This window comes from Polynucleobacter sp. MWH-Aus1W21 (assembly GCF_018687275.1).
GTDB lineage: Bacteria > Pseudomonadota > Gammaproteobacteria > Burkholderiales > Burkholderiaceae > Polynucleobacter.
Map to the genome: position 1 here is coordinate 746,036 of NZ_CP061287.1, position 12,166 is coordinate 758,201.

9 protein-coding genes are annotated in these 12,166 nt (G+C 46.4%); 4 read left to right on the plus strand and 5 right to left on the minus strand.

Annotation, left to right across the window (positions count from 1 at the left end; all coding sequences use genetic code 11):
* The first annotated feature begins 9 nt into the window (after positions 1-9).
* From glnL to xth, 3 genes are read left to right on the plus strand one after another with little or no spacing between them, the layout of a single operon-like run.
* Positions 10-1,131 (plus strand): nitrogen regulation protein NR(II), encoded by a 1,122-nt coding sequence (glnL, locus tag ICW03_RS03885; RefSeq protein ID WP_371819921.1) that lies wholly within the window; start codon positions 10-12, stop codon positions 1,129-1,131.
* A complete protein-coding gene (ntrC, locus tag ICW03_RS03890) occupies positions 1,128-2,579 on the plus strand; it encodes a nitrogen regulation protein NR(I) (protein ID WP_215349219.1) in 1,452 nt (483 codons plus the stop codon). The genes glnL and ntrC overlap by 4 nt, the downstream gene beginning before the upstream one ends.
* Positions 2,572-3,420 carry an exodeoxyribonuclease III gene (gene xth / locus ICW03_RS03895; RefSeq protein ID WP_215349222.1) on the plus strand — a complete coding sequence of 283 codons (849 nt, stop codon included), beginning with the start codon at positions 2,572-2,574 and terminating at the stop codon, positions 3,418-3,420. The genes ntrC and xth overlap by 8 nt, the downstream gene beginning before the upstream one ends.
* On the opposite strand, the gene ICW03_RS03900 is transcribed toward xth, so the two are convergent.
* A complete protein-coding gene (locus ICW03_RS03900) occupies positions 3,417-4,211 on the minus strand; it encodes a DUF4239 domain-containing protein (RefSeq protein ID WP_215349225.1) in 795 nt (264 codons plus the stop codon). The two genes, xth and ICW03_RS03900, sit on opposite strands and share 4 nt — an antisense overlap.
* A gap of 214 nt (positions 4,212-4,425) precedes the next feature.
* On the opposite strand from ICW03_RS03900, the gene ICW03_RS03905 reads away from it, so the two are divergent.
* Positions 4,426-5,730 (plus strand): lipase family protein, encoded by a 1,305-nt coding sequence (locus tag ICW03_RS03905; RefSeq protein ID WP_215349226.1) that lies wholly within the window; start codon positions 4,426-4,428, stop codon positions 5,728-5,730.
* A 114-nt stretch (positions 5,731-5,844) separates the two neighbouring features.
* On the opposite strand, the gene ICW03_RS03910 is transcribed toward ICW03_RS03905, so the two are convergent.
* The 4 genes from ICW03_RS03910 to ICW03_RS03925 are packed head-to-tail and all read right to left on the minus strand — an operon-like array spanning position 5,845 to position 12,103.
* Positions 5,845-7,971, minus strand: a complete 2,127-nt coding sequence (locus tag ICW03_RS03910; RefSeq protein ID WP_215349229.1) for a M3 family metallopeptidase — start codon at positions 7,969-7,971, stop codon at positions 5,845-5,847.
* Between the two features lie 53 nt (positions 7,972-8,024).
* Positions 8,025-8,879, minus strand: coding sequence for a bifunctional methylenetetrahydrofolate dehydrogenase/methenyltetrahydrofolate cyclohydrolase FolD (gene folD, locus ICW03_RS03915; protein WP_215349232.1), 855 nt, complete (start codon positions 8,877-8,879; stop codon positions 8,025-8,027).
* A 15-nt stretch (positions 8,880-8,894) separates the two neighbouring features.
* Entirely contained in the window at positions 8,895-9,542 is a 648-nt protein-coding gene (locus tag ICW03_RS03920) for a response regulator transcription factor (RefSeq protein ID WP_215349235.1), read from the minus strand.
* A gap of 35 nt (positions 9,543-9,577) precedes the next feature.
* On the minus strand, positions 9,578-12,103 hold the full coding sequence (locus ICW03_RS03925; RefSeq protein ID WP_215349238.1) for a PAS domain S-box protein: 2,526 nt from the start codon (positions 12,101-12,103) through the stop codon (positions 9,578-9,580).
* Between the last annotated feature and the right edge of the window lie 63 nt (positions 12,104-12,166).

The window sequence follows — 12,166 nt, forward strand, 5'->3', positions numbered from 1 at the left end:
AGCGCAGGTCTGTTGCGCAATTCGTTCAAGGGAGCAGCTTCGGCTGCTCCTTTTTTTCCGACATTGCTTGATCAGATGCCCAATGCCATCGTGGTATTTGAGGCTGAGACCCAACAATTGGTGTATGTGAACCCAGCTGCTGAGTCAGCTCTAGACCTTTCACGTAAATCACTTGAGGGTCAGTCTGTGCACAATTTATTTGGCGATAACGAAGCATTAAGAGTCATGATTGGTGAAGTGAAGCAAGGACATGTCCTAGCGCAGCGCCAAGAAATGATCTTGCATTCCTTGCCTGGCAGTATTCATCAAGATTCCATTCCGGCACACGTTGTAATAGCCGCTTTGGAGGATCCCGCCCTCATCATGATGGAGTGGTTTCCGATTGATCAGCAGTTGCGTAGTGAGCGCGATGAACGCGTAACGCAGCAGGTTGAGGCAAACAAACAGTTGATGCGCAATTTAGCGCATGAGATTAAAAACCCATTGGGTGGAATTCGTGGGGCAGCTCAGTTGCTTGAGTTTGAGCTACCGGATAAAGGTTTGCGAGAGTACACGCAAGTCATTATTAAAGAATCAGATCGCCTACAGACTCTGGTGGACCGACTTTTAGCGCCTCATCGCAAGGCGCATGTCATGGAGTCTTTTAATGTGCACGAAGCTTTGGAGCGCGTACGTAGTTTAGTTTTGGCTGAGTTTCCAAAGGGGCTCAAAATTATTCGTAATTACGATACGAGTCTGCCAGATGTATTGGGAGACCGAGAGCAGCTGATTCAGGCAACACTCAATATTGTTCACAACGCAGCACAAGCTCTTTCCGAAGAGATTCAAAGTGGTGTTGCGCAAATCGAACTTAAGACCCGTGTGGCACGTTCAGTGACAATTGCTAAGCATCGCTATAAGTTGGCGATGGATCTGCATGTGATTGATAACGGTCCGGGCATTCCAGAGGAGATTATTGAACGCATCTTCTTCCCGCTGGTTTCGGGTAGAGAGGGTGGCAGTGGCCTTGGTCTCACTTTGGCACAAACCTTTGTTCAGCAGCATCAGGGCTTTATTTCTTGTAATAGCCGCCCTGGCCGCACCGATTTTCATATTCAAATTCCATACCGTAGGCAGGAGAAAGCATCATGAAACCAATTTGGATCGTCGACGATGATCAATCCATTCGTTGGGTCTTAGAAAAGGCATTATCGCGTGAGAATATTCCGCATAAGAGTTTCTCCAATCCAAATGATGTTCTCAATGCTTTGGAAAAAGAATCTCCTCAGGTGCTTATTTCAGATATCCGGATGCCACGCGGTAATGGCTTGGATCTATTGCAGCATGTGAAGGCTAGCCATCCGAATTTACCTGTGATCATCATGACGGCTTATTCAGATTTGGATTCAGCTGTATCTTCATTTCAAGGCGGTGCATTTGAGTACCTCACCAAACCATTTGACGTTGAAAAAGCCGTTGAATTGATCCATCGCGCAGTAGAGCAGGGTATTCGCAATGACTCTGGCTCTAAAGAATTAACCGCATGGCGCCAAGATGCGACTGAAATCATTGGTCAAGCCCCAGCCATGCAAGAAATCTTCCGTGCGATTGGTCGTTTGGCTCAATCAAATGCAACAGTCCTCATTACTGGCGAGTCTGGTACTGGTAAAGAGTTGGTAGCTCATGCATTGCACAAGCACAGCCCTTGCGCTAAAGGTCCATTTGTCTCTTTGAGTACATCAGCTGTACCAAAAGATTTGTTGGAGTCTGAGTTGTTTGGCCATGAGCGTGGTGCTTTTCCTGGTGCGCAAACACTCCGTCGCGGTCGCTTTGAACAAGCGGATGGAGGCACTCTGTTTTTAGGTGAGGTAGCCGATCTTCCATTTGACTTGCAAACCCGTTTACTGCGAGTTTTGTCGGATGGCCATTTTTATCGTATCGGTGGTCAAGATCCGATTAAGGCCAATGTACGCGTTATCGCATCTACCCATCAGAACCTAGATGCTCGTGTAGCAGCAGGGCTCTTCCGTGAAGACTTATTACATCGCCTGAATGTCATTCGTTTGCGCATGCCTTCATTGCGTGAGCGTAACGAAGATATTCCAATGTTGGCTCGGCATTTCATGCTCAGTTGCGCTAAGTCTTTAGGAGTTGATCCTAAAAAGCTATCTGATGAAGTATTAAAAGAAATCAGCGCAATGCCATTTCCAGGCAACGTGCGCCAATTAGAGAACTTGTGTCATTGGCTAACGGTAATGACGCCTGCCAATGTGATTGGCGTAAGCGATCTGCCTGCCGATATCGTTGCAGAGGCTAGCGAGCAACCCGTGATTCTTCATGGTGAGTCCTCGCCAAGTAATCCCGCTACGACTAAAGTTACTTCAGGTGATTGGGAGAGTGGCTTAGGACGTCTTGCTGTGAAGATGCTGCAAGATGGCGATAAGGAAGTCTTTGATGCTCTCACTGCACGCTTTGAAAAGGCGGTATTACAAGCTGCGCTTGAAGTCACGCGCGGCAGAAGAGTGGAGGCCGCTCAACGTCTAGGTATTGGACGCAATACGATTACCCGTAAGTTGCAAGAGCTGGGAATCGATGACTGATTCAGTTCGCATAGCCGCATGGAATGTGAACTCATTAAAGGTTCGCCTCCCACAAGTCCTGCGTTGGTTGCAGGATCAGGAAAAAAAGCAGCACCCTATTGATGCATTGTGTTTGCAGGAGCTCAAGCTCACAGATGATAAGTACCCGCATCAAGAGCTTGAGGATGCTGGCTACTTAAGTCTGGCTGCAGGCCAAAAGACCTATAACGGTGTGGCGATCATTGTGCGCAAGGCAGCCTTAGCGCCGATTGCATCTGATGTAGCAACCAGCTTTCTAAAACCCACTAGAAACATTCCAAACCATGTAGATGAGCAGCAGAGAATCTTAGCTGCCACCATTCCCTTTGCGGGAACCCAGCCAATGAGGTTAGTTTCTGCATATTTTCCAAATGGGCAATCACCCGATAGCGATAAATTCGTATATAAGCTGAGTTGGCTTAAAGCATTGCAAACTTGGTTAGGCGAAGAGCTCCAGCAGAACTCACGTTTAGCGTTGTTAGGGGACTTCAATATTGCACCTACCGATTCGGATGTGCATGATCCCTCTAAGTGGATCGGGCAGAACCTGGTTTCTCCAGAGGAGCGTCAAGCTTTCCAACAGTTGGTTCAATTGGGATTAACAGACTCTTTCAGAATGTTTGAGCAGCCACCAAAAACCTTTAGTTGGTGGGACTATCGCATGATGGGTTTCAGAAGAAATGCCGGCATGCGTATCGATCACATCCTTCTCAGTGAAGCGCTTCAAGAAAAATGCACTGCTAGCGTGATCGATAAAGAGCCCAGAACCTGGGAGCAGCCTTCTGACCATGCTCCAGTGATTGCAACAATTAAGAAAACTTAAGTTGATTGCTTGATTGCTTCCAACCTTTGTAGAGAGTTCTGTAATTTAAGAGGCTCTACGGGGTTCCATCCTCGATATGGAGAGATGCTAATAAAGAGAAACACCGCCGACATAATGACGCATACCGATGCTATTGATAGGGATACCTTCATAGCTTTAATGCTTCCAAGATGCACAATTCCAACTGAGAGTAGCAATAAAAATGAAAATACAGGAATCGATGGCCATTTCGAGATGTGGTCATTGTCGAATGCTATGGACCGCCTAATTTGACGATCATGTCGAATGGTTGCAATCGCTGATAACAACTGTTCTTGAATAGCGCCACGTTGATTTGGCTGGAAAGCAATTTGATTCACAATTTTATTTAATGCTAAAAATTCTGGTAAAGCAATATCACGCTTGCTGGCATCATTGCTTTGCATGGCGGGCCATTCTTTATCGATAACTGCGCTTACATAATTTTTTACAGCTGAACTAATTTGTAATTGATCCTGATTGGGTAAAGCTGTTGCAGTACTAACAATTAGTTCAATTGCGCTTGTTTCAGTTATTAGGTTTGTAATGGCATGCTGATGTCGATCAAAAGAATTACCCGCTAAAGTCGAGATTGCAAGACCGAAAATAAAAGAGGTAATTGATAAGAATGACGGAACAACCGCATCGGAATCATGCAGCCAGCGAGATATAGGTGATTCATTAAGGGTCCAGTAAATCGCATATGCAGTGATGGCGGTAATTGCAATAGCTGCAATGGAAAATTCCGCTAGCTCGAGTGAGTAGGCGCTCATGAGATTGATCCTAAAGCCTTGAATTGAAAGTCACAATCATAAAGCCTTTATAGGGCAATATTTCCAGGAAGCAATCTGTGGGCCGCCATAAGATAACTGCATTGCCAGATCGCCAATAGAGAGCCCTGAACCTAAAAGCATGCGTCTAATTAAATATGGATCCTGCATGGCATGGTGTCTAATATAGGTTTTAGAACCTCATTTCATCACATCCATGAAAAAAATCACTCGTCTTTCAGTTCTGGCACTCGGTACCGCCTTCGGAGTTTTATCTACCGCTGTATTTGCTGACCCTCCAGTGCAGCCTTTTTATGCGGCAGTAATGAAGATGGCCCCTGAAGGTAAATTGGGGCAGGTGATCAAGCAGGAAAAAATTGAAACATCCGTAAAAGGCGCTCAAGCCTGGAGAATTGCCTATATTTCATCCGATGTTGCTGGCCGCAAAAATATTTCAACTGGCTTAGTGGTCGCGCCAGTAGGTCAGGCTCCTGCAGGTGGTCGTCTAGTGATGACATGGGCGCATGGAACAACAGGTGCGGCGCAAAATTGTGGCCCATCACAGGTTATTGATCCAGCAGTTCCTTTGAACGAGTATTTCTTAGTTGGCGGAAATTCTTGGACAGATTATGGAATTCCAGCAGTAGAAGAATTTATTAAAGAGGGTTATGTATTGGTTGCAACCGACTACCAAGGTTTGGGTGGTGGCGGTAGGCATCAATACAGCGTTGCAGCGACTAACGGTATGGATACGCTTAATGCTGCTCGTGCCGCTGGCTCTATGAAGGAGACGGGCGCCAGTAAGAAGACCATTGTTTATGGGTGGTCACAAGGCGGCGGGGCGGTCATTGCATTGGCTGGAATGTCTGACTACATTAAGCAAGCTGGCACTGCGTTCGATGGTGTGGATATTGTTGGATTTGTGGCTCTAGCACCGCAAGATATTTCCATATTGGCTCCAGCAGGCAAACTCGATCAAGCAACAGCAGATAAATATTTGCAAGGCTCCCAAAAGATGTTTTTGGATAACGTCTTTAATTTCACCCATGCAACAATGTATTACTGGGGAACTCAAGCTGCCTTTTCTAATCTGAAATTATCAGACCTCTTTACCGATGAGGGTGTGAAAGTGGCTAACGATATTTACAGCAATAAATGTATGCATGCTGCTAGTGACACTTTTAACTTTAACTACGGTGCAAACTACGCTAGCTTATTAAAGTCAACGCCTACCAATACTCTTGCTTGGGCACAGGCAATGCTAAAGGGTGGTGTACCTGTAGCAAGGCCTGTTGCCCCAGTACAAATTTACTTTGGCACTAAAGATACCGCCGTCCCTCCAATGATGCATAAGCTCTACCAAGATCAAGTTTGCAAACTTGGCGGGAATGTTGGAAGGATGCAATTACCTGGCGAGCAGTCTCACTTTACGACCCCTGGATCATCTAAGCCATTCTATTTATCTTGGGTTAAGGATCGCGTAGCAGGTAAGCCGCTAGAGAATGCTTGCCCAAAAAATTAAAGCAGAAACTAAATCAGCAATTAATTTAAAAAATGAACTCTTGGGATTCAAAGCTCAAGAAGCTGAAAAACCACCCGAGGGTGGTTTTTCTATTTGTGTAATCTAGTAAATCAATTAAGCTAAACCACCATGCCTTAGCAGGGCATCAATACTTGGTTCTCTACCTCTAAAGGCCTTGAATGATTCAGCTGCCGGACGGCTGCCACCCACTTCCAATATCTCTTCGCGATAACGAGTACCTGTTTTTTCATCTAGGACGCTGCCAGTTAGCTTGGCGGCTTCTTCAAAAGCGGAGTAGACGTCTGCAGATAAAACTTCTGCCCATTTGTAGCTGTAATAACCTGCTGCATAGCCTCCTGCAAAAATATGGCTGAAGGTATTAATCCAGCGAGAGATAGCGGGCTGTGGGATGACATTAAATTGATCGGCAATCGCTCTCGATAAGTCGAGTACCGCTTGATCTTTTGCGTCTTTGGTATCCAAGCTGGAGTGTAGGCGCCAGTCGGTTAATGACATCACAATTTGGCGCAGAGTCATATAGCCATTTTGGAAATTCTTGGCAGCCAAGATTTTTTCAAAGAGCTCACGCGGCAGTGGTTTGCCAGTTTCAGCGTGTGCAGTCATTTTTTCTAAGACTTCCCATTCCCAGCAGAAGTTTTCCATAAACTGGCTTGGTAACTCAACCGCATCCCATTCAACCCCATTGATTCCTGAAACACCCAAGGCGCTCACTTGCGTTAAGAGGTGATGTAGCCCGTGTCCACTCTCATGGAAGAGCGTAATCACATCATCATGTGTAATGGTGGGCTGACGCAAGACGCCATCAACCTTCACTGGAGGCGCAAAGTTACAGACTAAATACGCTACAGGTACTTGGATCTCTCCATTGGGTAATACTCTGCGACCGCGGGCATCATCCATCCAAGCGCCGCCACGCTTGCCGGGGCGAGCATAGGGATCGAGATAGAAATAGGCCGCGATATTTCCCGCACCATTCTTTACTGAGAAGGATTGCACGTCAGCATGCCATGTAGGCAGGTTAGCCGCTTCAATCTTCACACCAAACAAAGTTTGGATAACCTGGAAGAGTCCATCCAATACTTTGGGTAATGGGAAATACTGTTTGAGTTCATTTTCTGAGAATGAGTAACGCTCTTGCTTCAATCTCTCAGAAGCAAATGCAACATCCCATGGCTCCAAGCCATCCGTAATTGAAAGTTCAGTTTTGGCAAACTCGGAAAGTTCTTGCCAATCCTTGAGTGCAAATGGTTTTGCTTTCTGGGTGAAATTGGTTAAGAAGGAATCCACTTCCTCAACGCTATTGGCCATCTTCGGCGCCAAGCTCAGCGCAGCATAGTTCTTAAATCCCAGCATTCGCGCTTCTTCATCGCGCAGTCTGAGTTGCTCAAGCATATTTTTTGTATTATCCAAATCCAGCTTGCCTTTGCCGTACTGTGGAGCCAGCTCTGAAGCGCGCGTGACATAGGCCTCGTACATCAAGCGACGCAACGCGCGATTTTCTGAGTACTGCATGACTGGGTAGTAAGAGGGGAAGTGCAGTGTGAATGCCCAGCCCTGCAGATTCTTTTGCTGAGCAGTATCTGCAGCTGCAGCAATAGCATCCTCGGGCAGTCCCACCAGATCAGCCTTATCGGTTACAAGATGCACAAAGCTATCGGTTGCATCTAAGACGTGGTCAGAAAAGGCCTTGCCTAGGGTTGCTTGCTCATCTTGGATTTGGGCAAAACGTGGTTTGTCTGCGTCACTCAGTTCTGCGCCGCCCAAGCGAAAATCGCGCAATGAGTTTTCAATAACTTTCTTCTGTGCTGAACTCAGTTTTGCGAAGTCAGGAGACTTACTGAGTTCTTTGAATTTTTTGTAGAGATCTAAATTCTGCCCAAGACTCGAAAAGAAAGCAGTTACTTTAGGTAGCATTGCGCCATAGGCGGCTCGTAATTCTGGTGTATCAGCAACACTATTGAGGTGAGAGATCACACCCCAGGATCTACCTAAAGATTCTGTAGCGTCTTCCAATGGCTCAGCCAAGGCATCCCAAGATGTCACTGTATTTGGATTTACTGCAACATCCACTGCGTCCTGCGCATGCTTCAAAAGGTATTCAATTGCAGGGGCAATATGCTCAGGCTTTACTTCAGAGTAGGCGGCAATGCCTCGTCCAAAAGTAACCAGAGGATTGTTTTGTAATTCAGCGGGGAGGGTATTAGTGAGGGATATAGTCATCCCTCTAGCTTAATGGACTGGGAGCAATTTTGCCAAAAGTCCCAGTCAAATCCTTAGTGCTTTGATGCCTTTTCAGCTGCTTCTAAGGTATTCATCAGCAACATCGTGATGGTCATAGGGCCGACGCCACCAGGAACCGGGGTTATCCAGCCGGCAACATATTTGGCTGTATCAAAATCAACATCACCACAAAGCTTGCCATCTGGCAGGCGATTAATGCCTACATCAATCACTACCGCACCATTTTTGACCATGTCACCAGTGATCATCTTTGGTTTGCCAGTGGCAACCACCAAGATGTCGGCATCCTTTGTATGGTGTGCCAGGTCACGTGTTTTGCTATTGCAGATGGTTACAGTTGCACCAGCTTGTAATAGCAACATGGCCATTGGTTTGCCTACGATATTCGATGCACCCACAATCACAGCGCGAGCGCCGCGAATTGGATACTCAATACTCTCTAGAATCTTCATGCAGCCATAAGGCGTGCATGGCTTGAATTCTGGTTGACCAACCATCAATGCACCGGCATTCGCAACGTGAAAGCCATCCACATCTTTCTCAGGAGCAATCGCCTCAAGGACGCGTTCGGATGCGATGTGCTCTGGTAATGGCAGTTGTACCAAGATCCCATGGATCGCCGGATCTGCATTCAGGGTTGCAATTCGAGCTAGTAACTCTTCCTCGCCAAGCTCAGCAGAGTAGCGCTCTAAAACAGAATGAAAACCAACATCTTCACAGGCTTTGACTTTATTGCGGACATACACAGCGCTGGCAGGATTATCACCAACTACGATCACGGCTAAGCCAGGACGAGTGCCTTTGGCAGTAACGATTGCACCACGCGCTGCAATCTCTGTACGAAGCTTCTTAGAAAGTGCGTTGCCGTCTAATAATTGCGCTGGCATCTCAATATCCCGATATTAATTAGGTTGTGGGTCGGATAAAGCCAGACGGAGCAGGTCTGCCACAGTATTGACGTTGAGCTTTTCCATGATATTGGCACGGTGTGCTTCAACAGTCTTGATAGAAATACCAAGATCGTCAGCAATTTGTTTATTTAAGCGGCCGGCAACAATACGCTCGAGCACTTGACGTTCACGACCAGTCAGCTTGCTGAGTAAGCTTTGAGTAATTTTGCGTTGGCTTGCTTGCGAGTAATCAATGCGAGCTTTAGCAAGCATGCGATCTACTAAACCACAAAGATCATTTTCTTTAAAAGGTTTTTCAATGAAATCCACAGCACCGCGTTTCATGGTGGAGACTGCCATGGAAACATCGCCGTGACCGGTAATGAAGGCAACAGGCATTGGCAAGTTTTCACTAGTAAGGCGCTCTTGTAATTCAAGACCAGACATACCAGGCATACGCACATCCAAAATGGCGCAAGAGATAGTGGACTTATCGGTGCTTTGTAAAGACTGCAAGAAACGTTCAGCACTTGCATGACAACGCACAACATAGCCGTTGCCTTCTAAAAGCCAAGTGAGGGAGTCTCTAACTGCTTCATCATCATCCACAACGTAGACAACTTCAGCTTGGTTTGGTTTTGCAGTGGCACTTAAGTTCATATCAGTTCTCGCGAGGTAAACCTATAAATTCAATATTAAGTAATGGCCTTGGTTTCAGGGGATTCCAGGGGTAGAAGTATTGTAAAGGTGCAGCCAGCCAGCTTGGTCTGTTCCGAGTCTTTGATGTTGGTGGCCCAAAGCCTGCCATGGTGGGATTCAATAATAGAGCGGCAGATATTGAGTCCCATGCCCATGCCATCGGATTTGGTGCTAAAAAAGGGCTCAAACATGTGTTCCAGGACATTTTCAGGTATTCCGCCCCCGCCGTCGGTGACTTGAATTCGGAGCATGGCGGGGAAAATGCTGGTGTCTAAATCAACAGCAATCTTCACTGTCGGAGCTGACCAGCGCGAGGAGAGGGGGTATGCCTCACGCACGCTATCAAGAGCATTTTTCAGGAGATTGACCACGACCTGCAAAATGAGGACTGGATCGAGATTGACTACCGGAAGATTTTCAGCAATCTCCGAGGTAATGCTCAAGCGGTGTCGATGCGCCTCAATTTCAACCAGACCAACTGCGTCATTAATGATTTCAGAAACGCTTGCTGCCTTGCGCTGAGGTTCACTGCGCTTTACGAAGCCTCGAATTCGTTGAATGATGGTGCCAGCACGATGAGCTTGTTCAGAGGCTTTTGCCAGCGCTGGCAGTATATCTTTGGTAATGGAGGGATCCAAATTGCCATCTAAGCGTTTTGCCACTCCGTTGCAGTAATTTGAAATCGCGGAGAGTGGCTGGTTCAATTCATGGGCTAACGAAGAGGCCATTTCACCCATGGTGGTGAGGCGACTAGTAAACTGCATGCGCTCTTGTTGTTGGAGCGCTAAATCATCAGCCTCTTTACGAGCGGTGATATCGGTAGCAACTAGTAATTGTGCGAGATGGCCGTCTACCCATGGAATAAAGCGTCGCCTGACCTCAAACCACTTATTGCTGCTATCAGTCAATTGCACTTCTTCTGACTCTGATTCTTGATAAAGAAATGAGGTTGGAATGCCATCACGTATGTAGTCTTGTAGATCCTGCGCAATATTGTGCAAAGTCGCAATTTCATTATCTTGGTGAGCTAATTGAAAGTGCCCCCTGGAATCATTGCCAAAATTTTCTCGGTAGAAGCGGTTTGCAAATAGTAGTTCATCAGTTTCCAAGGAGACAACAGACACTGCTGCATCTAGGCTTTCTAGAACGGTAGTAAATCGCTCTTGTGATGCAGCCAATTCTTCACGAATCTTTTTTGGCTCCGAAATATCGATTAAGGAAGTTACCCAGCCAGTCTGCTTACCTTTTTCATTAATCAAGGGTGCAATAAATGTACGGGTTTGGATCAGGGTTCCATCGCGCTTCAGAATGGCACCCTCGATACCAATTTTCATGCTGCCGCTGATATCGGATTTCAGGGCACGATTCATTTTTTCTACAAGCTCATCCCTTCTGCTATCTGGCCAAAATGGAAATGGTGGGGTGAGGCCCATTAACTCTTCCGAGGTCCAGCCTGTCATTTCGCAAAAGGCCCGATTGACATAGGTGATTCGCTTCTCCATATCGTGAGCGCGAATACCCACTGGAGTGGAGTTCTCCATTGCGTTACGAAAGCTGGTTTCTGTGCGCAGACTTGCTTCTGCTTCCTGGCGCACTTGCATTTGCTTGAGCACTGACCACAAACTCCAAATCACGAAGATGCTTAATCCCAATACAACGCCAATTAACATCCTGAAGGTGAGGTTGGTAGGCGGAGGATAGGTGTCAATCCGCAGCGTGAGGTTCGGGCTTAAGACGCCGATATCTAAGCTAGTCTGATTGCTAAATGCTCTTTTAGGAGTTCCTTTATCAGAGGAGATTGCTAGGACTTTTTCGTTATCGGTGATGAGGGTAAACCGATAGTGGGACTTGAGCTCTCCAGGAATGACATCCAAAATCCCTTGAGTGGTGTAGAGCGCCGCCAAGTAACCCACAATTTCTCCGCTTACTATATTGGGAACTACTTGCCAGAAAACGATTTTTCTCTCCGCATTGATTGGCTCATCGCCCGGTAGATTGAGGGAAATAAAAGGACTAAAGGCAGCTCTACTGGTTACTCTACTTAATTCAATGGTGGATGTAAGACTGGAATTAACGGGTTGATCATTTTGACTCTTAGTAATCCAGTCTGGTTTGCCAATTTCGGTTGGCGCAACCCACTGTCGTTGACTTTGATTGTTCAGCCAGATTATTTTGATGATTTCATGATTGTTAAGAGCAAGATCATCTGCCTGTTCTTTGGCAATTTGCTTGAGTCTGACTTGATCTTCGCTTGCTGCAACTTCGCGATTGATCGTGGTTAATGCATCTAGATTGCTAGCAAACCGAGACTGAATGCGCTGCTTGGCAAAAGAGAGCTCCCTAAATAGAGCAGCTTCCTGTTGTGTCTTTTCTTGTAAGTGTAGGGTGCCCAAAATAATGCCCATGACTGCCGTAAAGATCACAATCGCAATCAGTGGGGTGTAAACAAGCCTAAATCCGCGTATTTTGCGGAGCCATTTCAATGGCCGAAGGAAAAGATTGGTGGAGGCTGATACTTTCATGAATACGAAGCATTTTGCCCTATTGCGACCCTTAAAATGCTATTTCTGGCCTGATTAGCCATT

What these genes read in the sequence shown, in the direction of transcription:
- ntrC (WP_215349219.1), top strand. Translation starts at nt 1,128, where the DNA reads ATGAAACCAATTTGGATCGTCGACGATGATCAATCCATTCGTTGGGTC.
- xth (WP_215349222.1), top strand. Translation starts at nt 2,572, where the DNA reads ATGACTGATTCAGTTCGCATAGCCGCATGGAATGTGAACTCATTAAAG.
- ICW03_RS03900 (WP_215349225.1), bottom strand. Translation starts at nt 4,211, where the DNA reads ATGAGCGCCTACTCACTCGAGCTAGCGGAATTTTCCATTGCAGCTATT.
- ICW03_RS03905 (WP_215349226.1), top strand. Translation starts at nt 4,426, where the DNA reads ATGAAAAAAATCACTCGTCTTTCAGTTCTGGCACTCGGTACCGCCTTC.
- ICW03_RS03910 (WP_215349229.1), bottom strand. Translation starts at nt 7,971, where the DNA reads ATGACTATATCCCTCACTAATACCCTCCCCGCTGAATTACAAAACAAT.
- folD (WP_215349232.1), bottom strand. Translation starts at nt 8,879, where the DNA reads ATGCCAGCGCAATTATTAGACGGCAACGCACTTTCTAAGAAGCTTCGT.
- ICW03_RS03920 (WP_215349235.1), bottom strand. Translation starts at nt 9,542, where the DNA reads ATGAACTTAAGTGCCACTGCAAAACCAAACCAAGCTGAAGTTGTCTAC.
- ICW03_RS03925 (WP_215349238.1), bottom strand. Translation starts at nt 12,103, where the DNA reads ATGAAAGTATCAGCCTCCACCAATCTTTTCCTTCGGCCATTGAAATGG.